The 21,712-nt window shown below is 43.7% G+C and carries 13 protein-coding genes; 11 read left to right on the top strand and 2 right to left on the bottom strand.

Translation table 11 applies throughout. From position 1 onward, the window contains the following. Window positions 1-40 precede the first annotated feature (40 nt). The 10 genes from K5609_RS17200 (at window position 41) to K5609_RS17155 (ending at window position 18,784) form a co-directional block, all read left to right on the top strand. Window positions 41-1,309, top strand: a complete 1,269-nt coding sequence (locus tag K5609_RS17200; RefSeq protein ID WP_221074706.1) for an oligosaccharide MFS transporter — start codon at window positions 41-43, stop codon at window positions 1,307-1,309. A 43-nt stretch (window positions 1,310-1,352) separates the two neighbouring features. After that, complete coding sequence (locus K5609_RS17195) at window positions 1,353-2,762, top strand: carbohydrate porin (RefSeq protein ID WP_221074705.1); 1,410 nt, start codon at window positions 1,353-1,355, stop codon at window positions 2,760-2,762. Between the two features lie 80 nt (window positions 2,763-2,842). Continuing rightward, entirely contained in the window at window positions 2,843-5,698 is a 2,856-nt protein-coding gene (locus K5609_RS17190) for a beta-galactosidase (protein WP_221074704.1), read from the top strand. A 74-nt stretch (window positions 5,699-5,772) separates the two neighbouring features. After that, window positions 5,773-8,760, top strand: a complete 2,988-nt coding sequence (locus tag K5609_RS17185; protein ID WP_221074703.1) for a beta-agarase — start codon at window positions 5,773-5,775, stop codon at window positions 8,758-8,760. Window positions 8,761-8,824: 64 nt separating this feature from the next. Then, on the top strand, window positions 8,825-9,226 hold the full coding sequence (locus tag K5609_RS17180; RefSeq protein WP_221074702.1) for a hypothetical protein: 402 nt from the start codon (window positions 8,825-8,827) through the stop codon (window positions 9,224-9,226). 34 nt (window positions 9,227-9,260) lie between these two features. After that, a complete protein-coding gene (locus tag K5609_RS17175) occupies window positions 9,261-10,112 on the top strand; it encodes a type 2 periplasmic-binding domain-containing protein (RefSeq protein WP_221074701.1) in 852 nt (283 codons plus the stop codon). A gap of 30 nt (window positions 10,113-10,142) precedes the next feature. Next, a complete protein-coding gene (locus K5609_RS17170) occupies window positions 10,143-11,609 on the top strand; it encodes a methyl-accepting chemotaxis protein (protein ID WP_221074700.1) in 1,467 nt (488 codons plus the stop codon). Window positions 11,610-11,639: 30 nt separating this feature from the next. Beyond that, window positions 11,640-12,101: a NanQ anomerase/TabA/YiaL family protein gene (locus tag K5609_RS17165; RefSeq protein ID WP_221074699.1), complete on the top strand. Its 462-nt coding sequence runs from the start codon at window positions 11,640-11,642 to the stop codon at window positions 12,099-12,101. Window positions 12,102-12,583: 482 nt separating this feature from the next. Further along, the gene (locus K5609_RS17160) at window positions 12,584-14,857 is read left to right on the top strand and encodes a beta-galactosidase (protein ID WP_221074698.1); all 2,274 of its coding nucleotides are present in this window, start codon (window positions 12,584-12,586) and stop codon (window positions 14,855-14,857) included. A 717-nt stretch (window positions 14,858-15,574) separates the two neighbouring features. Beyond that, window positions 15,575-18,784 (top strand): FG-GAP-like repeat-containing protein, encoded by a 3,210-nt coding sequence (locus K5609_RS17155; RefSeq protein WP_221074697.1) that lies wholly within the window; start codon window positions 15,575-15,577, stop codon window positions 18,782-18,784. A 268-nt stretch (window positions 18,785-19,052) separates the two neighbouring features. Here the strand turns inward: K5609_RS17155 and K5609_RS17150 are convergent, their stop codons facing one another. Then, a complete protein-coding gene (locus K5609_RS17150) occupies window positions 19,053-19,919 on the bottom strand; it encodes a hypothetical protein (protein ID WP_221074696.1) in 867 nt (288 codons plus the stop codon). 125 nt (window positions 19,920-20,044) lie between these two features. Continuing rightward, window positions 20,045-20,323 (bottom strand): SemiSWEET transporter, encoded by a 279-nt coding sequence (locus K5609_RS17145; RefSeq protein ID WP_221074695.1) that lies wholly within the window; start codon window positions 20,321-20,323, stop codon window positions 20,045-20,047. 831 nt (window positions 20,324-21,154) lie between these two features. On the opposite strand from K5609_RS17145, the gene K5609_RS17140 reads away from it, so the two are divergent. Then, window positions 21,155-21,643: a DUF2937 family protein gene (locus K5609_RS17140; protein WP_221074694.1), complete on the top strand. Its 489-nt coding sequence runs from the start codon at window positions 21,155-21,157 to the stop codon at window positions 21,641-21,643. The last annotated feature ends 69 nt before the right edge of the window (window positions 21,644-21,712 follow it).

Below are 21,712 nucleotides of genomic sequence, written 5' to 3'. Positions count from 1 at the left end.
TTAGGCATTGAGTAGCTATCGCAAAATTAATGGAGTAATCATGAAAACCGATTCTAATCGAGTCGCCATGGGCAAAGTTTGCCTTATGTACTTTTTTTACAACTTCTTCTGGTCGTTAAGCTCAGGTTCTTTATTTGCAGTATGGCTGAATGACAAAGTTGGCATCGATGGTTCTCAAATCGGCGTATTGTTTGGCTTGCAAACCGGTATTGCGGTTTTGTTTAAACCTGCTTTTGGCTATATCCTCGATAAGCTTGGTCTTAAAAAACACCTTATATACTTCATCTCTTTCTTAAGCTTGTTAATTGGTCCTTTCTACATCTATGTATACGGCCCACTACTGGGTAACGATTCAACATTTGTATTGGGTATTGTTGCTGGCTCTGTTTACCTGGGCATGCTGTTCCAAGCGGGCAGTGGTGTTATCGCCTCTTATAGTGACCGTTTTGCGCGTTGCCATGATAACGATTTCGGATTGGTTAACGGTTTTGGTATCGCTGCTTGGGGTGTATCTGCAGTATTAGCAGGTTACCTATATAACATTAACCCAGATTTCATTTTCTATGCCTGTAGTATTGCGGCTTTACTGATGTTGTTATGCGCTTGGACGCTTAAAGTAAGCCACTTAGAAGACGTTGATAACGAAGTTATCTCGCAGGATAAAATTCAAAAAGAAGATGTTATTCGCCTATTGAAGAACCCTAAAATGTGGGCCTTCATGACTTACGCGGGCACTATCTCGGTGGTGTTTTGGACCTCAATGAGTCAGTTCACTCGTTACTTTATTAGTTTCTTCCCAACCCAAGAAGAGGGCATTTCTTTTAGCTCAAACATGGACGGGCTTACCGCTATCTTCCTGTTCTTTGTGAGTGCTGGTGTGCCATTCATTATTCGTAAAATTGGTGCCAAGGGCAGCCTTATTCTTACCGCTGTAGGTATTACCTCATTCTTGTTAATGATTGGTTTTGCTGGCTTGGGTGAGAAGAACCTCTACTTAGCCATTGTTGCTAAATTGCTGTTCGGTATTGTTAATCCGCTGTTGATTGTGTCGGTATTCGCTTACACGGCAGAGCAGTTTGATAAGAAAGTAAATTCCTTCACTTACATGTTTGGATTCCAGGTGATTAATAACTTAATGACCGCCATTGCTGCGCCAGTAATGGGTGTGATGTACGACCAACACGGATTCCCACATAGCTATATCTATTTTGGTGTGTTCGCTGCTGTTGCCACGGTAATGGCAATGTTCACGCTAAGTTCCAAGAAAAAGCTGACTACAACAGATCAACAAGAAACCGTAGCAGCATAAATAATCGAAACACTATTTTTAAATAAGGATGTTAGGTAAACGTATGAAAACACGTATTTTTGCACTATCCGCTTTAGCGCTCTCTTGCAGCATGGCTAATGCGCAAGAAGCAGCTTTAGATTACTTAGGAGCACAAGTGGTTGAAGGTGCTCGCTTCTGGGGCTACGGCCGCGGTGGTACAGGTACTTCTACTGACAAAGTAATGGGCTTACGCTCAGATTTAGCCAACAACGGCTTTAACATTATCGAAACTGCTGGTAACCCACATGCTCAAACCGGTCGTTTAGGTAACGAAGGTAACTTTGCTGAATTCCATATCGATTACGGCTTAGTGCTAAACGACATGAATTGGGTAATTAAAACCAACATTGCAACAGATATGAAAAAATTCAATCTGGACGAATGGTGGGTAGCTGGGCAAGGCGTATTTAAATCAAACCCTGGTGCAGTGATTTGGGTGGGTAAGCGTTATTACCAACGTTACAAAGCTGAGATTCTTGATTATCACATGCTGCAAAATGATGGCGTAGGTGCTGGTATCGATGATTGGGACTTTGGTTTTGCTAAATTTAACCTAGGTATTACCAAGCAAGAGAATGGCGATAGCTACGGTCAAGACTTCTGTTCAATCAACGATCCAACTTATGCTTGTGACAGCAGCGGTCGTTCGGGTTACCGCGGTGGATACCACTCGGTAAATACACGCTTACATGGCATGAAAATTACCGACAACATTGCTGCGGGCTTGTTCTTTAATTATGGCTTCTACGCAGGCTCTGATACTACCTTGAGCGAAAATGGCAGCATGACTGCCAAAGATATGAACCCAAATAGCTACCAGGCTGGTTTCCAAATTAAGCAAGGCCAATGGGCTGACTTTAATGAATTTGTCGTTCGTTACAGCAGCGACATTGGTAAGTCGATGACTCAAGATTGGTTAGATACTCCATCAACTCAGATTGGTGCGTTCTTCCAAGGTATGCAAGAGCTAGGTGACTCATTCCGACTTCAATACGCATTGGTATATGAAGGACAGAAATTTGATGACGAAGCGCTAAAACGCAACTTAGTATCTATTGATAAGTCTGATTGGGGCAACATTACCATTCGTCCTACTTACATCTGGGATGATCGCTTCTCAACTGATTTAGAATTGAGCTACGACCAAATCAAGCTAAATGCTCGTGAAGGTTACGGCGAGAGCGGTACTAACTCATCTTACAAAGTTACTCTGTCGCAAAACGTACATATTGGTGGCACCTTCTGGGATCGTCCAGTACTACGTTTCTTCGTGACTTACGGTCAATCTGATACTCAAACCACGGTTTACAACAACCGCCATGGTGAAGGTGTAGATAACCCAAGTTGGGAATGGCGTCACAACCCTTACGTAACAGAGAAGGGTAAAAACTCTGCTACTACAGTTGGCGCACAATTCGAAACGTGGTGGTAGGCCGCCCATAGTTATACCCACTTAGCACTAGAGCCCGTAAGCCAAGGCTTACGGGCCTCCCACTCGTAATGGTAGAAGTTATGAAATTTACAAAAAATAAAATTGCTGCGCTGTTATCGCTCACTTTGTTGGGTGTGTACGGATGTGGCTCAACTCCTAGCTCGAGCGACGCCGAAGGCGCTGTTGAAGATGTAGGCGGAACGATTCCAGATTTTGAATCTGCCGCTTTTTTCAAAAAAGTTAAAAAAGACCATGCTAAAGCCGAAGTGGTTAGCGACCAAGGTGTTACTAGCGGAAGTAGTGCGCTAAAAGTAAACTTTGATTCGGTATCCGAGGCTAACAAATTTAAGTACTGGCCAAATGTTAAAGTACACCCAGATTCTGGCTTTTGGAACTGGAATGCGAAAGGCAGCTTAAGCCTAGACATTACCAACCCAACTGATAGCCCAGCAAACATCATTCTAAAATTGGCTGACAACGTGGGCGTAATGGGCTCAGGCGACAACCAATTAAACTACGCGGTTAATGTACCCGCTGGTGAAACAGTGCCAGTTGAGATGTTATTTAACGGCACCAAACGTAAGTTAGATGGCTACTGGGGTGGCGAGAAAATTAACTTACGTAACATTGTAGAATTCCAAATCTTTGTGCAAGGTCCAATGGATGCACAAACAGTCATTATCGATAACTTTAACTTAGTGGATGCTACCGGCGACTTTATTGAAGCCTCTGGCCAAGAAGTTAAGGTAAGTGGTCCAATTCCAACGGTTGCTTCAATTACTAGCTTTGACGAAGGCCAACCTACCTTTGTTGCTTTTGACCGCAGTGCAGCGGCAACGGTAACCGAATTAAAAACCGACATGGGCGGTTTGTTAGCTGTTAAATTAGCAGCGACTAACGCCTACCCTAATATCACTTTTAAAGCGCCACAACCTTGGGATTGGAGCGAGTACGGTGATTTTAGCTTAGCGTTTGATCTAGAAAGTAAAACAGACGAACCTTTGCAGTTGTTTGTTCGCGTTGATGACGCAGAAAATGAAAATTGGGGCGGCACTGCAAACGGCGTAGTAGACAGTATGTCTAGCTACGTAACGCTAGCACCTGGTGATGATGGTACTTTCTACTTGCCGCTAGGCCAAACTGGCAACCAAATCGTTTCTGGTATGCGTGCCGAGCCACCTAAAAAGTCCTACAACGCGCAAGCGATTAGTTATGGCTGGGGTGAAAAAAGCTTAGATACGTCAAACATTGTATCTTTCCAGCTATACCTGCAAAACCCAACTAAAGATGCAGAATTCAATATTAAGAGTGTTCGACTTATTCCAAATATTGATGCAGATGCAACCCGTTATGAAGGTTTGATTGACCAATATGGTCAGTTTACTGGTTCTGAATGGCCGAAGAAAATTAGCGAAGACGAAGAGCTAGAAACCATGGGTAAGCTGGCAAAAATGTCGCTTAAATCGACCAGCCAAATGCCAGGTCGAAGCATCTATGGTGGCTGGGCCGATGGTCCGAAGCTGAAAGGCACAGGTTTCTTCCGTACAGAGAAAGTAGACGGTAAGTGGTCGTTAGTAGACCCACAAGGTAACTTGTTCTTCGCAACCGGTGTCGACAATATTCGTATGGACGACACAGTAACCATTACTGGCCACGACTTTGCAGACAAAGACAAACGTAGCGGTAAAGAAGTGGCTTCTGAAGTTCGCCGTTCAATGTTTACTTGGTTACCAGAAGATGACGATGTATTAGCCGAGAACTATGACTACGCAAACTGGGTGCATTCAGGGGCACTTAAGAAAGGCGAAGTATTTAGTTTCTACGGCGCTAACTTGCAACGTAAATATGGCGGTACTTTCTCAGAAGCTGAAAAAGTGTGGAAAGACATCACCATAGACCGCATGGTTGATTGGGGCTTCACAACCCTAGGTAACTGGGCAGATCCAATGTTCTACGACAACAAAAAAGTTGCTTACGTAGCAAACGGTTGGATTTTTGGCGACCACGCACGCATTAGCACTGGTAACGACTACTGGGGTCCTATTCACGATCCGTTTGACCCAGAGTTTGTAAATAGTGTTAAGGCGATGACTAAAAAGCTAATGACAGAAGTAGACAAAAATGACCCATGGATGATGGGAGTGTTTGTCGACAACGAGATTAGCTGGGGTAACACCAAAAACGACGCAAACCACTACGGTTTGGTGGTTAATGCGCTTAGCTACGACATGAAGAAGAGCCCGGCTAAAGCATCCTTTACCGAGCACTTAAAAGAGAAGTACTGGGCCATTGAAGATCTAAACACTAGCTGGGGCGTGAAAGTTGCGTCGTGGGCAGAGTTTGAGAAGTCATTTGATCACCGCTCTCGCTTAAGCAAAAACATGAAGAAAGATTATGCCGAAATGCTAGAAATGCTTTCTGCTAAATACTTCTCAACGGTTCGTGCTGAGCTTAAGAAAGTACTGCCTAATCACCTATATCTAGGCGCACGCTTTGCAGACTGGGGTGTTACGCCTGAGATTGCCAAAGGTGCTGCACCTTACGTAGACGTGATGAGCTACAACTTGTACGCCGAAGACCTTAACTCAAAGGGTGATTGGAGCAAGTTAGCTGAGCTAGATAAGCCAAGCATTATTGGTGAGTTCCACTTCGGTTCAACTGACTCAGGCTTATTCCACGGCGGTATCGTGTCGGCAGCTAGCCAGCAAGATCGCGCTAAGAAATACACCAACTACATGAACAGTATTGCCGACAACCCTTACTTCGTAGGTGCTCACTGGTTCCAATACATTGACTCTCCAACAACGGGTCGTGCTTGGGATGGTGAAAACTACAACGTAGGTTTTGTTTCAATCACTGATACACCATACGTTCCACTGGTTGAAGCCGCTAAGAAATTCAACCAAGACGTTTACATGCTTCGTTACAAAAAATAATCGCAACAACGATTTAGCACTCCTCAGTTAGGTGGGGAGTGCAATCTGCTAGGTACAAGGAATGGGCAGGAAATATGAAGATTAAATTTTTATCTGCAGCAATCGCTGCAAGCTTAGCATTGCCATTAAGTGCTGCTACCTTAGTCACCTCTTTTGAGGAAGCCGACTACAGCAGCTCTGAAAACAATGCTGAATTTTTGGAAGTGTCTGGAGATGCCACTTCTGAAGTTTCAACTGAACAAGCTACTGATGGTAATCAATCGATTAAAGCGTCTTTTGACGCGGCTTTCAAACCAATGGTTGTTTGGAACTGGGGAAGTTGGAACTGGGGTGCTGAAGATGTTATGTCAGTAGATGTTGTTAACCCTAACGACACTGACGTTACCTTTGCCATCAAGCTAATTGATAGTGATATTCTTCCTGATTGGGTAGATGAGTCTCAAACCTCATTGGACTACTTTAGGGTTTCAGCTAATACCACGCAGACCTTTAGCTTTAACTTAAATGGCGGGAACGAGTTCCAAACTCATGGCGAAAACTTTAGTAAAGATAAAGTTATCGGTGTGCAGTTCATGCTCTCTGAAAACGATCCTCAAGTATTGTACTTTGACAACATCATGGTTGATGGCGAAGCAGTCACTCCGCCACCAAGTGATGGTGCAGTGAATACACAAACCGCGCCTGTAGCCACCTTAGCGCAAATCGAAGACTTTGAAACAATTCCAGATTACTTACGACCTGATGGTGGGGTAAACGTTTCAACTACTACTGAGATTGTGACTAAAGGCGCTGCAGCAATGGCTGCCGAGTTTACTGCAGGTTGGAACGCTTTAGTGTTTGCAGGTGCTTGGAATTGGGCTGAACTAGGTGAGCAAACCGCAGTCGCCGTTGACGTTTCAAATACTAGCGATAGTAATATCTGGTTGTACTCACGTATAGAAGATGTAAATAGCCAAGGTGAAACTGCGACTCGCGGCGTATTGGTTAAAGCTGGCGAATCGAAAACCATTTACACCAGCTTAAATGACAATCCTTCATTGCTTACTCAAAATGAGCGTGTGTCAACTTTAGGTTTACGTGATATTCCAGCTGACCCAATGAGCGCTCAAAACGGCTGGGGTGATTTTGTTGCCTTAGACAAATCTCAAATTACCGCGATTCGTTACTTCATTGGCGAATTAGCCAGTGGTGAGACTAGCCAAACACTTGTGTTTGATAACATGCGGGTCATTAAAGACCTTAACCACGAATCAGCCTATGCAGAAATGACCGATGCTATGGGGCAAAACAACTTCGTCACTTATGCAGGTAAAGTTGCCAGCAAAGAAGAGTTAGCTAAGTTAAGTGATCCGGAAATGGCTGCTTTGGGTGAGTTAACCAACCGCAATATGTACGGTGGTAACCCAGATTCGTCGCCAGCTACAGACTGTGTACTAGCTACGCCTGCCTCGTTTAACGCTTGTAAAGACGCTGATGGTAACTGGCAATTGGTAGACCCTGCTGGTAATGCGTTCTTCTCAACCGGTGTTGATAACATTCGTCTGCAAGATACTTACACCATGACCGGTGTGTCGAGTGATGCCGAATCTGAGTCTGCACTTCGTCAGTCGATGTTTACAGAAATTCCAAGTGATTATGTAAATGAAAACTATGGTCCTGTGCATAGTGGACCTGTTTCTCAAGGCCAAGCTGTAAGTTTTTACGCTAATAACTTAATTACCCGCCACGCTAGCGAAGACGTATGGCGAGACATTACTGTTAAGCGTATGAAAGACTGGGGCTTTAACACCTTAGGTAACTGGACCGATCCAGCCTTGTATGCAAACGGTGATGTTCCTTACGTGGCAAATGGTTGGTCAACCTCTGGTGCCGATCGTCTTCCAGTTAAACAAATTGGCAGCGGCTACTGGGGACCACTTCCTGATCCGTGGGATGCTAATTTTGCTACTAATGCCGCCACAATGGCTGCAGAGATCAAAGCTCAGGTTGAAGGCAACGAAGAGTACTTAGTGGGTATTTTTGTTGATAACGAAATGAGCTGGGGCAATGTCACTGATGTTGAAGGCTCTCGTTATGCGCAAACGCTAGCGGTGTTCAATACCGACGGCACTGATGCAACAACTAGCCCTGCCAAAAATAGCTTTATTTGGTTCCTAGAGAACCAGCGTTATACCGGTGGCATTGCTGACCTAAACGCAGCCTGGGGAACCGATTATGCGTCTTGGGATGCGATGCGCCCAGCGCAAGAGTTAGCTTATGTGGCTGGCATGGAAGCTGATATGCAGTTCCTTGCTTGGCAGTTTGCTTTCCAATACTTCAACACCGTAAACACGGCATTAAAAGCTGAGTTACCAAACCACTTGTACTTGGGCTCTCGCTTTGCAGATTGGGGACGTACTCCTGAAGTAGTAAGTGCTGCTGCGGCTGTTGTTGATGTAATGAGCTACAACATCTACAAAGACAGCATTGCTGCTGCCGATTGGGATGCCGATGCCTTAAGTCAAATCGAAGCCATTGATAAGCCAGTAATTATTGGTGAGTTCCACTTCGGTGCGCTTGATAGCGGTTCGTTTGCAGAAGGTGTAGTAAATGCCACCTCGCAACAAGATCGTGCAGACAAAATGGTTAGCTTCTACGAATCAGTAAATGCCCATAAAAACTTTGTAGGTGCGCATTGGTTCCAATACATCGATTCACCATTAACGGGTCGTGCATGGGATGGCGAAAACTACAACGTTGGTTTTGTTAGTAATACTGACACGCCATATACATTGATGACAGATGCTGCGCGTGAGTTTAACTGTGGCATGTACGGCACTGACTGCTCTAGCTTAAGCAATGCTACTGAAGCTGCTTCGAGAGCGGGTGAGTTGTATACCGGTACCAATATTGGTGTTAGCCACTCTGGCCCAGAAGCGCCAGATCCAGGTGAGCCAGTAGATCCTCCAATTGATCCGCCAACACCACCAACGGGTGGCGTAACTGGCGGTGGCGGTAGCGCAGGTTGGTTATCACTAGTAGGTTTGGCCGGCGTATTTTTACTAAGACGTCGTAAAGTGTAAGGACTGTGCCGCCTCGTAAATTAAGTTGTATTGTGAGGCGGCCTTTTTATTTTCAGGAAGAAATATGAAGTATCTATATATTGTCCGCGGGTCATTTGGCAGCGGTAAAACCGAGTTTGCAAAAACCATCACTAAAGACGTGGTGTCCTGCTGGGATTATTATGCCCAGTATGGTCAAAACAAGTGGAATGAAGAACTTAAGCCGCATGCCGATGAGTATTGTCGTGCCTCTGTTGCTGAGTTAATGGAAAAAGGCGTTAACAGCATCGCCGTGACTAACTCCTTCTCTAAATCTAGTGACTTAGATTTTTACCTTGAAGCCGCCAACCTGCATGAATACAAAGTATTCACCTTGGTGATGGAAAATCAAAATAGCGAAGAATACAAACGTGACGCGCCAGAAGATGTGGTGCTTAAACAGATTATTAACTTAAAAAATAGCGTGGTATTCCACCAAGGTTTTTAACAGCAATTGATAGCGTTTTGGTAAGAGAAAAAGTATGAAAAAAATAACCATTGCCAGCTTCTTTTTGTTTTGCGGTTTAACCTTATCTAATAGCGTTCTAGCACAGGTAACAACGCCCATGGTTTTGGGCGAACGCGACCGCTTAGTCGTTGATTTGATTAAATTAGCATTTGAAAAAAGTAACTATTCGCAAAAAATTCAACCCATCGATACCTATTACAGTGAGGCTCGATTAGTTGAAGAAGTAAAACAAGATCAGGTGAGTGTGATTTGGGCTGGTGCGTCAAACTCAATGCAGCAACAGCTTAAAGCCATCAAGATCCCTATTTTTAAAGGATTATTGGGCCACCGCGTTTTTGTTATTGAAAAAAGTAATCAAGCAGCCTTTGAAGGCGTGTCTAGTTTAGCCTCGTTAAAGCGCTTAAAAGCAGGCTTAGGCCGTTTTTGGGGCGATACTGAAATCCTAGAAAATGCCGGACTAGAAGTAGTTAAACCGGTTAAAGCGCAAAGCTTATTCTACATGGTAGATGGCGGGCGTTTTGACTACCTACCTTTAGCCGTGCACGAAGCCTGGGAAGTGGTAGAAACCCAAAAGGAAGTAAACCTTGCCGTAGAAGATGACATTCTGTTGGTCTACCCAATGGCGATGTATCTCTACGTTAATCCTAAGAATCGCGCCTTATATGATGCGATTAACGATGGCTTAGAAACCGCCATTGCTGATGGCAGCTATAACCAGCTATTTTATCAATCTCCCCTTATCTCAAAAACCTTTGAAACAGCGCGCCTTACCGAGCGCCGAATAATAAAAATAGATAATCCTTTACTGCCCGCAGACGCACCTTTGCACCGCGAAGAGTTGTGGTTGGACATTCAAGAAAGATAGACATAAGCGAGACTAAACGTGAAAGCAAGTTTGAGTAAATCCCTAATTATTATATTACTGCTATTTGGTTTGCTAGGCCTGTTATTAGGCGGTGGCGTTAGCTACTTAAATACCAAAAGCAAATTGGCTGAAGGCTACTTAGTAGAGCAACAAGCCATTACCGAGATGGCCAAAGCATCATTAATAGAAGCGGTGTTTGTTTATGATTTTGAACAAGCGCAAGCCATTGTAGATGCTTTGGTTCAATCCCCGATCCTAAATGCAGTGGAAGTAGTGGACCAGCGTGGTAAAGCTATTTCTCAGGCCAGCATTGCCAATCAAAAGCAAGACTTCAATCTAATTGAGCTGCAACGTGGCGAGGACTTTATTGGTACCTTAAAGCTGCAATTTGATGATAGCAGTGTGATTGCCACGCTAAACAGCGAAATAACCAATGTAATGCTCAACATTATATTGGTATTAGCGGTTGTGGTTGCAGCCGTGTTTTTCTACGTGCGTAAGCTGGTGGTAATTCCAATCAACGACGTGGCAAACTCTTTGCACCAAATTGCCACTGGTGACGGGGACCTTACCCGACGTATTCCAGTGAACAACGATAACGAGATTGGTGTACTTAGTAGCAACTTCAACTTACTGATGGACAACCTATCGCACCTGCTTAATAGCATTCGTTCGGTGAGTGAGCAGGTAAGCTCGGTGTCTCATTCGTTAAGTTCATCTTCTAGCGAATCTCAGCGTGACTCTTTATCGCAACAAGATCAGATGGAGCAGGCGGCTACTTCACTGCAAGAAATGAGTGCCTCTGCAGAAGAGGTGTTTGTAAACGCTGAGCAAACCGCCGAGAAGTCGCAAACGGCCCGCGAGCAAACCTTGCTTGGTGTAGAGTTGGTGCGCGAAAACAGTCAACTCATTACCCGCTTATCGCAAAGCATTACCGATACCTCTTCACGTATCGATAAGTTAATTGATTCAAGCTCAGCGATTGGCTCTGTAGTGGAAGTTATTCGTAACATCGCCGAACAAACCAACCTACTTGCCTTAAACGCGGCAATTGAAGCAGCTCGAGCTGGTGAGCAAGGGCGAGGGTTTGCGGTGGTTGCCGATGAAGTAAGAGCATTGGCCCAGAAAACTCAAGAGTCTACCCAAGAAATTGAATCTATTGTTGCCGCGCTGCAAGACAATGCCTCAAATGCGGCTAGCTCTATGGGGGCAAGTTTGCAATCGAGTAAAGAGGTGGACAATGCGGCGGGGTCTATTTCACAAGCCTTACAAGATATCTGCGAGCACATTGAGAACATTAACCAAATGAACACGCACGTTGCGGTAGCTGCTAAACAACAAAACAGCGTTACTCAGACCATTGCTGAAAATGTTACCACCTTAAATACCCTGGCTAGTTCTATTGCAAATAATGCAAAAAATGTGAACGGACAAGTGATCTCACTCGAAGAACACAACAATGAGCTTGTAGTAAATATCAAACGTTTTAAAGTATGACAAATAAACTTAAATAGTAGGAAGTAATCAATGTTATTTGGAAACGTGAATAAGCTCTCTTTAGTAAAATATGTAAATCCATCCTTTGTTACTTGGATTGATGAAGCGATGGCTTTAGCTGCTGAGAAAGAAGACGGTAGATATGAGCTTTCAGGTGATGGTGTATTTGTATTACTAATGTCGCCAGGAACTGAAGAATTTGCTAAGCGTAAAGCAGAAATTCACAAACAGCATTTAGATATTCAAATCCTGTTAGACGGTGAAGAGCAAATTGGCTATACCCACGAACTAGCCGAAGAAGCTTTAGCCTTAACCGAACTTGAAAATGATGTGGCGTTTTTTGAGCAAGCGAGCAATGAGCAAATGGTTAAGCTTGGCAAAGGTGACTTTGCAGTGTTTTACCCAGACGAAGTGCATCGTCCGCTTTGCGCGGTAGCCGAACCTCGCCAAGTGCGCAAAGCGGTGGTTAAGATCCCTGTTAGTGCTTTGTAAGTGCACTAAATCCACTTAGCCAAGGCTAAGTGGATTCTTTTTTGCTGTTACTCGCTTATTAGCCTTTCACCCATCACTACTAATATTCCTTGATTAATGCCAGTTAACCTGCGCGCTACTGTTTACTTCACCATAAAAAATCCCAGCAATATAGACTGTTGTGCTAGTCGAACCCTATAGTGATACCTTTATTGACTTAGGGTTAAAGCATTAAGGCTTAGCACTTCGTTTACGCTTAAGCTTGGCTAACACGAGGCATGGTTCACAAGTTTGCAAAAATTGGTTTTCCAATAATTTGAATTGGTTGACATTTGTTTGGCTGAAGTCATTATTACCCTTAGATATTTTTCTGTTTTAACGCGTCGCTTGGCAGCTAGAAAGTTTAATACTTAAGGTTTGTTAGTTAAGTTTTCTCTATGGCTTAGTTATATTGCCTAGACTCTGCCATGGCTATCAGGACGCTAATCATTTGAGGATACATAATGGAAACGCGCTTAAGGGCTGACTCAGCTAAAACTATATCTGAGCATGAGCAATCAATTTTGATTTATGATTTTGCTGAGCAAATTCCTAAGGCTTTTAGTTTTAGCAACGTGGACGCAGAATTGGTAAGTGAAGGCAACGGCATTACTACTGGTTCGCAAGCCTTAAAAGTTACTACACATAGCAAAGAAAACTTTTACACCTCAATTTTTATCGAGCCTGAGCAGCCTTTTGATTGGAGTGCGCTTCCTAACTTTAGTTTTGCATTTGACGTCACAAACTTAGGTCGTCGTTCAACACAGATTTTCATCAATATCTTCGACAAACAAGGGCAAATGCATAGCCGCAGCATTAACGTGGCGGGTGGCTCTTGCAAAACTTATTTAAACGAGCTTAAGGGTGAGTTTTTAAAGGGTGGGCTTAACTATGAATCGGGTTTTCGCTCTAACCCTGCAGCCTGGGATACGCCATTTCACTATGCAACGTGGATGTGGGGCGAGATGAACATCGATTTAAGTGCCGTTGCCAAAATTGAATTAAGCATTCACGGTACTTTGATTGATCATCAGTTGGTGTTAGATAACTTTAGAGTGATTTTCACCCCGGAATGTAATCCCGATTTTCTTAAAGGTTGTTTAGATAAGTTTGGTCAAAATGCTTTAGTAGAAACCGCGGAAAAAGTACATTCTGAAGAAGAGTTATTGGCGGTTACAGCCAAAGAGCTTAAAGCCTTAGAGCAAGGCGCTATGCCCCAGCGTTCGCGCTTTAGTGGTTACACTGGTGGCCCGCAGCTAGAGGCAACTGGCTTTTTCCGTACCGAAAAAATCGACGGAAAATGGTCGTTAGTTGACCCAGATGGCTACCCATACTTTGCTACCGGCCTCGATATTATTCGCCTAGCAAACTCATTTACCATTACCGGTATTGATTACGACCACTCAAAAGTGGCTGCGCGTAGCGATGACGATGTAACACCTGAAGACTCTAAAGAAAAGCTCGAAATTTGCCAAGAAGCCTTTGATTCAGCCCATGTTGCTAACCAAACTCGCCGAGACTTTTTCGATTGGTTGCCTAGCTACGACGACCCGTTAGCTGAGCATTACAGCTATATGCGTGAACTGTTTGAAGGGCCAGTTGATCGCGGCGAGATCTTTAGTTTTTACTCGGCAAATCTACAGCGCAAGTACGGTCAAGATGACGCCGATTACATGGGCAAGTGGCGTGAAGTTACCATGGACCGCATGCTTAACTGGGGCTTTTCTTGTTTAGGTAATTGGACTGCTCCAGAATTTTACTGTAACGATAAAATTCCTTATTTCGCCAATGGCTGGATTATTGGTGACTTTAAAACAGTGACTAGTGGCGATGACTTTTGGGCGCCACTGCCAGATCCTTTCGACCCGGTATTTAGAGAGCGCGCCGAAGCAACCGTAAGCCAAGTTAAAGCCGAAATGCAAGGTTCACCATGGTGTGTGGGTATTTTCATTGATAATGAGAAAAGCTGGGGCCGAATGGGCACCATTAATGGCCATTATGGTATTGCGATCCATACTCTAGGTCGCAGCGATGAGGAGAGCCCAACTAAGGCAGTATTCACTCAAGCCTTAAAAGACAAGTACGGCACTGTAGAACAGCTTAACCAAGCTTGGGGGACTAAGATTGAATCTTGGCAAGCTGTAGCTGGTGGCGTTAGTGATTTAGCCCATAACGAAGCACAGCTTAGTGACTACTCCATGTTATTAGAGTTGTACGCCAGCGAATACTTCAAAGTGGTAAACGAGTCGCTTAAGGCTCAATTACCTAATCACTTGTATTTGGGAGCTCGATTTGCTGATTGGGGCTGTAATCCAGAGGTGGTAAGAGCCGCAGCAAAACATGTGGATGTTGTAAGTTACAACTACTACAAAGAAGGGCTACACCCAGAACCTTGGAAGTTTTTGGCCGAAGTAGATATGCCAAGCATTATTGGTGAGTTTCATATTGGCGTTAAAGAAGGTTTCTTTCACGCAGGTTTGGTGACGGCTAACGACCAAACCGAGCGCGGCGAGATGTTCGAAGATTACTTAAACTCGGTAATTGATAATCCATACTTTGTTGGGGCGCATTGGTTCCAATACATTGACTCGCCGATTACTGGGCGTTCGTTTGACGGTGAAAACTACAATGTGGGTTTTGTGGGTATCACCGATGTACCATATCAGCCAATGGTTGATGCTGCGAAGCGGGTAAATGGCGGCATGTATCAGCGCCGTTTTAATAAGGCGAAAAAGTAGCGCGCTTTGATAGGTACCTATAAGTAAAAAGCGGGCTTCGATCCAAGGCGTTTACAAAACGTGGGTCTAGGTCTTTTTAGTCAAAGCATAAGGGTGCTGTTTTACTGATTAATTCCAGCATGCAGCGCCCTTTCTTTTGGAAAATTTTTCTGAGGGATTGTATAAGGATTCAGTTGTTATCTTCTCTTGCGGCATTGCTCTGCGCAATGTGCGGTTAAGCAAAAACCTATTTGCTGCAATAAAGTATTTTAATACAGCAACCTATTAGGGCTCGCCTAGTTAGGCATTCGTTCCATTTTTGCCATTCTTAGACAGCAAAAAAGGCAAGCGCTGCTTGCTTTTCCTGATAGGCCCACAAAGTGTAAACACTTTGGCCTAAGGCGCCTTTTATTGGTAGTCCAATTGTTATATTGGTTATTAACTTTTGCTGGGTGTCTCCTAGCTCCTCTGCTTTTTTCGGCAATTTTTTCTTTATGTCTGTTATTTAAGTTACTTACTTTTTTGGGGAGGTTTAAGTTGATGTTGTCTAATCTCCCTCTAACTGTTTGCTATAAAAGACTTTGACGGCTATCGCATAATTAACAATTAAATATGATATAGATCCTGCCTTAAAGGTTAACCAATTGCTCATTGGTTAATCAATTGTTTAGATTGGGCGATGTATTGTTGTACTTTTTAGCTCAAAGGCATTTAAGCCAATCAACAAAAGGATTTTTGATGATATCTCGCAATAGTTCTAAACAAAGAGTGTTTACGCGCAGCTTGATCAGTGCATTGGTTATCGCCATTACCGGGTGTAATAGCAGTAGTGATGATGGAAATGGCGGAAGCGGTGGTGGGTTTACGCCTATTACAGTAACCAATACGCAGCCGGTAGAAATGCCTTACAGTGTTAGCGGCTCTAGCCTCAAGCAAGTAAACTTTGAGTTTTCTATAAGCGTTCCCTATGCCAACTTAAGTTTGTATGCCGATGATCAATTGTTATTGGATAACATTGATATTCCTAGTCAAGGTATTAATCAGCTAAACGCAATTGTTGATTTTGGCTCTTTAGGTGACAAGCAGTTGCGCCTTGTTGGACGAAATGGCGATATCTTGATTAACAACATGACCTTTCAAGATATTAGCGACTTAAGTATGCCTAAGTTTCGCGACGCTTCCGACGAAATAGGTTTAGTGACCGAAGATACCTACAAGTATGGTGGTCCGTCGGTGGGTGATATTAACAACGATGGTCACTACGACTTTGTGCTTAATAACCACAACTATATTTCTACCCAGCTAGCGATGAACAATGGCGATGGTACCGTGACCTTAAGCGATCTGTTTCCTAATGTTCAGGACTTTCACGGTTCGGCCCTTGGTGATTACACTGGCAATGGTGAATTAGATATTATGGTGGCGCTAGGCGGAGCTAATGGTACTAGCCCATCGTCTTATGTACTGCTCAAAAATGAAGGCGGAACCTTCACCCAAGCCACCGATACTGGCATAACAACACCTGCGCGTGGTCGCGCACCTCGTTGGTTAGATATGGATTTAGATGGTCATTTAGATTTAGCTTTAATCAATGCTAAAACGCCAAACTACGATGGCCCGCAACAACTCTTTTACCGCAACAAGGGTGACGGTACTTTCGAAGAAGTACGCATTCCTGGTATCGAGAGTGCCGAAGCCGAGCGCGCCTTGGTTCTCGACTTTAATAATGACGGTATTGACGACATATTGCTATTCTCGCCAATAACGCTTTGGCAGGGCAATGGCAACCTAGGCTTTACCGATGTTACAGCTCAATGGCTACCAGAAGGCGCAGCTAATGCTTGGCAAGTGCAAGCAGTAGCAGACGTTGATGTAAACGGTAACGGTTTATTTGATTTGTATATTGCTCGAGGCAAACCAGAGTATCAGCTGTCTGACAAATCTTATGACTTTAACCCATCAACTAAAAAGCTCGATATCCGTGATAATGGTGAAACTGGCACAACGGAGATTAGCTTCACTGCTGACGAGAGCGTTACGTTATCTGGCTTAGATTTGGTTTATCGCCAGTATGATGGTGGTTACCCTATCTACCTTGGTGAAACCAAAGAGCGTAAAGATGTACATGCCACAGGCTTCCAGCCTGACCAGCTTCCACCAGAAATGAGTGGGGCGCCAAGTACCTTGGAAATAACCACAGAGGCGGCTAATGGTTGGCCTAGCGCACGTGAAGCTAACGGCATTTACATTGGTTACTTAGGTGATGGTAACTGGAAAGCCGAGTGGGTTCGTGATCAAAATGTTTATTGGAATGTGAGTTTCACATTAGATGGATTAAATGACCTCGCTCTAGATTGGCAGCCTAATAACCGCAACGAACAAGATATTTTGTTGATTAACCAAGGCGATAAGTTTGTTGATGCCTCGAGTGAGTGGAATTTGCCTAAAGGTGGTAACCACTGGGGGGTTACTCACGGTGACTTCAATAATAATGGATTCAATGACATCTTTATTCACCGTTTTGGCTTTTTAAAAGAGCGTGTGACAGACCTATTATTGGTAAACACTGGTAAAGGACAGTTTATACCTACTACTTTACATGGTGCGCATAGCATGACAGACCATGGTCATGGAGATATGGGCCAAGGCTTTGATTTTGACCAAAACGGTCGCGTAGATTTACTTAACGGCAGTAATGAAGAAGGCCGTTGGTACATGTACAAAAATGATACCCAAGACTTAGGTAATTACGTATTAGTTGATGTTGGTTACAGCCCGCTAAATAAGCTTGACCCCTTATCGGCACAGGTTGTGGTAACAACCGAAAGTGGTAAAACTTATCGTAAGCGTGTGGGATCAGCAGGCGAAGTCTTCTCGCAAGGCTCGATTAACATGCTGCACTTTGGTTTAGCCAATGAAACCGAGATCAAGCAAGTTGCAGTGCACTGGCGTAACGGCGAAAAGGTATACTTTAGTGATGTAAATGCTAATGCAAAATACTTAACTAAAGATGCTGCTAACCCTGCTCCAACAGCGATTGCCTTGGAACGACAAGAGAAAAAGCTTGCCGTGGCAGAAACCTATAGCTTAATGCCAAGCTTTGTTCCGTTAAACGCACAAGCTAGCGTGAGCTATCGCTCATCGGATCCAAGTGTTGCAACAGTGAGTGAAGATGGCTTGGTAACTGCGGTTGGCGATGGTGACGCAACCATTACTGTTAGCTCGTTAATCGCAGACGATGTGTCCACAACAATGGCCATTGGTGTTGGTGATTTTGACCCCATTTATGCCACCGACATTACCATTGCCGGCGATGACCAAACATTTTACGTGGGACAAACAACTAGCTTAAGCGCTACGCTAGCCTCTTCAGATCCTCTTGAACAGCCTGATGACCAAAGTATTACTTGGCAAAGTAGCAATACTGCAATCGCTACTGTAGATGGTTCTGGCGCGGTGACTGGTATTGCAGAAGGCTCAGCAGATATTACGGCGATTGCTAATGGCTCAGAGGTGGCCAATGATGTCTCTGACCTAGTTAGCTTAAATATTGAAACCTTTTATGCTTCGGCAATGAGTTTTGATGATGTTAATAAATACACTAGCACTGACTATTCGACCGGTGGTTCGATGGACGTGCAAGTTAACTATCATGCGGGATCTGGTGATAGTGTAGACAGCAACGGTATTGTTTATCGTTTACGTGAAATACAAGCGGGTTGGGTAGGCATTACTCAAGATCATACGGAAATAGATACCACTGCGGCTGGCCAAGTTTCTGGTACGAGTTCGGTGTCGATTCCTCTTAATGATGCCACCGCAAGTGCAGATTTACCGAGTGGTGATTTTCACTTCTTATTTATCGAGTTTAATACCACTAGTGGTAAGCACGTGGAAGTTAAGGTTGGTTTTGCACCAGGAGACATAACGATTGTAGCCGCACCTTAATGAATTCGTTTGTTAAATAATCCTGTGTAGCTATAGCACCAGAAGCGCAAGATAGGCTTCTGGTGCTTTTTCTTTTATCACTTGCAGTTCGCTTACCGCATCTTCAGATTTGCTGTAAATCCCGCTAGCTAAGGCCTTAGTATGATAGGCGGCGATGGAGCAACAGGGCGGTTTGCATAGCTGAATCAGGTAAGGCTTGGTTAAAGGTAATTACAAGCGCATTGCCGTTGTTTTTAACTATGCGATGCTTGGGTATGATACTGGTGGCTTATTGGGCCTCTAATAAGGGCTCGCCTAAAGCATGCCAGTGGCTAACCCGTTGTTGTTTAACCCCCGATTGTTGAATGGCTTTATCAACTAAACCTAAGCGAATAATTTTAGCTAAGCCTTGATCAATGGCTTGGGCTATTTCAGCGCCGTGTGGGTGTTTCTTCGATACCATAAAATGACGACTTTCTTGAAACTCTATTTTCACATTTGGGATCGGGTAAAAGCTGCCATAACTATCATGAATGGCTAGATCTGGGGTATTAGGGAACTCTAAAAAGGCAACGTTAATTCTGCCTTTACTTAACATGCCAAATAATGACTGATTACGGTTGAGTTTATCTATGTTGTTAAAGCCACTACGCTGTAACTGGGCTATGTCTTGATACCAAGTACTTCCTACGCTAATGGGCAATTCTTTAAGTTGCTCATGAGTTAAAGCTTGGCTGAGCAAAGGGGAATTGTCGTTAACATAAAAGCCTTTTTCAAAGGTATTTTTAGGGATAATAGCCACCGACTTGTACGTACTATCATCAAAGTCACTTTCCCAAATATCGGCTTGATAAACTGCCACATTGCCTTGTTTCAACTCTCGCAGGCTGCGACCGGTATTAGGCGAGGTCACAAAGGTGAGCGAATACTGCAAATCGCTATAACTAAGGGCTTGAGTTAACAGCAGCAAGCTTACGGTTGCGCGATCTGAGTAGGGCGATTGGTAGTCACTAATTTGGCTAGGGTCACCACCTTTAAGCTCAAGCAATTGCTGGTAATTTGAGAAGGTGCCTTGGTCACCAATAATCGACACATCGATATCGGCGAGAGAAGAAAAGCTAGACAGACATAAAATGCTGAATATCCACGGTCTCACTATTGCTCCTCGTCTGGTTGTTGCGGTCTTTATTTAGTTAGCCGTTACTTACTGTAGCGTAAGATGACAAGTTAAAGTGTAGACTGTTTCACAATCGTTATTAGGGGCAATAGTTGAACTGGTGATTAAGCCTCGTTTTTAGATGATTTGATACGCTGAATAATGGTGAGGATCAATACCCACGAGGCGAGGATAAAGGTAATAATATTGGCTAAAAACACCGATAAATCTTGAATTAAGAAGCCGTAAATCATCCACAGACCTACGCCTGTGGTTAATATGGAATACATGGTTAATGAAATTCCGGCAACATTCTTAGTCTTAATAATGTGTATTACCTGCGGAACAAACGACAAAGTGGTGCAGCTAGCTGCTATTAATCCAAGAATCGTAAGGGCTGTCATCTAAACTCCATTTCATTGGTAAACCAATTTTGAGGAATTATACATTTTTGGTTAACCGTGTAAACGATTGAACAGGGGAAACTAAGGCCCAGTCACGTAAGATAAGACTTTGGCCGACAAAATATTTTTGGACAGCAGATGTTGCAGCAAGTCTTGAGTCTTTTCTCGTAAACTGTCGCGTAATAAGCAGCATTGCTGGAGCGCTCTTATGCTTTATTCAGAGTTTGTACTACTGTCTTCGCCAGCATCCTTAAGGAGTTGACCGCTTGCCTTTGTGAACAATGACTTCGCTACTATCCAATTCACTGGCTAGGCGTTTAGGTTCATCGATCTTGGCTAGCGCTTCCCAACCTTCTTCTTTTGTATCGTATGTGTTTAGTAGTTTCTATAAAGGCCTCGGTTAAAACTAATAGTTTAGGGTTCGGCTATCTGTCTAGGGCAGTTTCAGTTATACGGTGTAACCGAGTATAATGATCCCAATGTACGAGCATTTGGGTGTAGATATAGTGTGATAACGTTCCAAAGTAACTCTGATTCTATTGCTCTATAAATTAAATCAATAAAATTAATTGATTAGGTTGTCTATTAAAGTCTGGCCTCTGTACCAAATTAGAAAAAGCCGTCCTAGTGACGGCTTTTTTACGTTTTGATGCCGGCGTTTTCCCTATGTGTGCCATCATTCAGCCCAATCGGACTTCAATCAAATAGCTTAAACAAACAATCCTGTTTCAAGTGCTTATTGGTGAGCGTTATCAATCAATGGCTTTGAAGTAAGCTATGACTTCGCTTATTGTTCTTGTCTAGCATCGGTTGTTAAGAGGGCGCGGTTTGTTGGTTAATACCATAGACAAGGTTTTGTTTGCGGTTCTGTTGTTGGGCTTTATGCAGTTGCCGCTGTTAAGTAATCATTACTTGCAGTTTGTTAGTGGCCAACATGATGTATTGCAACAGCAAGTGGACAACTTTCAACGGAATGCTGAGTTGCACCAATACTCAAGCATTGACGCGATGATTGATGACTTTAAGAATAATCCTAACTTAGCTGTGCGCACAGACGCCGAGCAAAAACAGCAAACCATGTATGAATACGAGGAGCTGAGCCAAGCCATTATAGTCTTTGAGCAAGGCTCTTATTATCAAAAGGCCAAATACATGTTTAGCCCTCAGCGCTGGGAAACGCTTGAAAAAGTACTCGCTAACTTCAAACCTGGTATATCTTTAGAGCCATTATTATTAGCCTATAGTGGATTGGCCGCTTTGTTGTTTGGCGGCCTGCTGATGTGGCCCATCAGAAAGGCGGGGCGGACACTTAAGTCTTAATACCAATAGTACTAAGTAACTGTTCATTCTATCTGGTTAAAATACTCGATAACTGCGTTAGAATTTTTG

The sequence above is a fragment of the Agarivorans aestuarii genome, assembly GCF_019670125.1.
Classification (GTDB): Bacteria; Pseudomonadota; Gammaproteobacteria; order Enterobacterales; family Celerinatantimonadaceae; genus Agarivorans; species Agarivorans aestuarii.
This window is presented reverse-complemented; position numbering and strand designations above follow the sequence as displayed.

What these genes read in the sequence shown, in the direction of transcription:
- K5609_RS17145 (WP_221074695.1), bottom strand. Translation starts at nt 20,323, where the DNA reads ATGACAGCCCTTACGATTCTTGGATTAATAGCAGCTAGCTGCACCACT.
- K5609_RS17200 (WP_221074706.1), top strand. Translation starts at nt 41, where the DNA reads ATGAAAACCGATTCTAATCGAGTCGCCATGGGCAAAGTTTGCCTTATG.
- K5609_RS17175 (WP_221074701.1), top strand. Translation starts at nt 9,261, where the DNA reads ATGAAAAAAATAACCATTGCCAGCTTCTTTTTGTTTTGCGGTTTAACC.
- K5609_RS17185 (WP_221074703.1), top strand. Translation starts at nt 5,773, where the DNA reads ATGAAGATTAAATTTTTATCTGCAGCAATCGCTGCAAGCTTAGCATTG.
- K5609_RS17190 (WP_221074704.1), top strand. Translation starts at nt 2,843, where the DNA reads ATGAAATTTACAAAAAATAAAATTGCTGCGCTGTTATCGCTCACTTTG.
- K5609_RS17195 (WP_221074705.1), top strand. Translation starts at nt 1,353, where the DNA reads ATGAAAACACGTATTTTTGCACTATCCGCTTTAGCGCTCTCTTGCAGC.
- K5609_RS17160 (WP_221074698.1), top strand. Translation starts at nt 12,584, where the DNA reads ATGGAAACGCGCTTAAGGGCTGACTCAGCTAAAACTATATCTGAGCAT.
- K5609_RS17165 (WP_221074699.1), top strand. Translation starts at nt 11,640, where the DNA reads ATGTTATTTGGAAACGTGAATAAGCTCTCTTTAGTAAAATATGTAAAT.
- K5609_RS17155 (WP_221074697.1), top strand. Translation starts at nt 15,575, where the DNA reads ATGATATCTCGCAATAGTTCTAAACAAAGAGTGTTTACGCGCAGCTTG.
- K5609_RS17180 (WP_221074702.1), top strand. Translation starts at nt 8,825, where the DNA reads ATGAAGTATCTATATATTGTCCGCGGGTCATTTGGCAGCGGTAAAACC.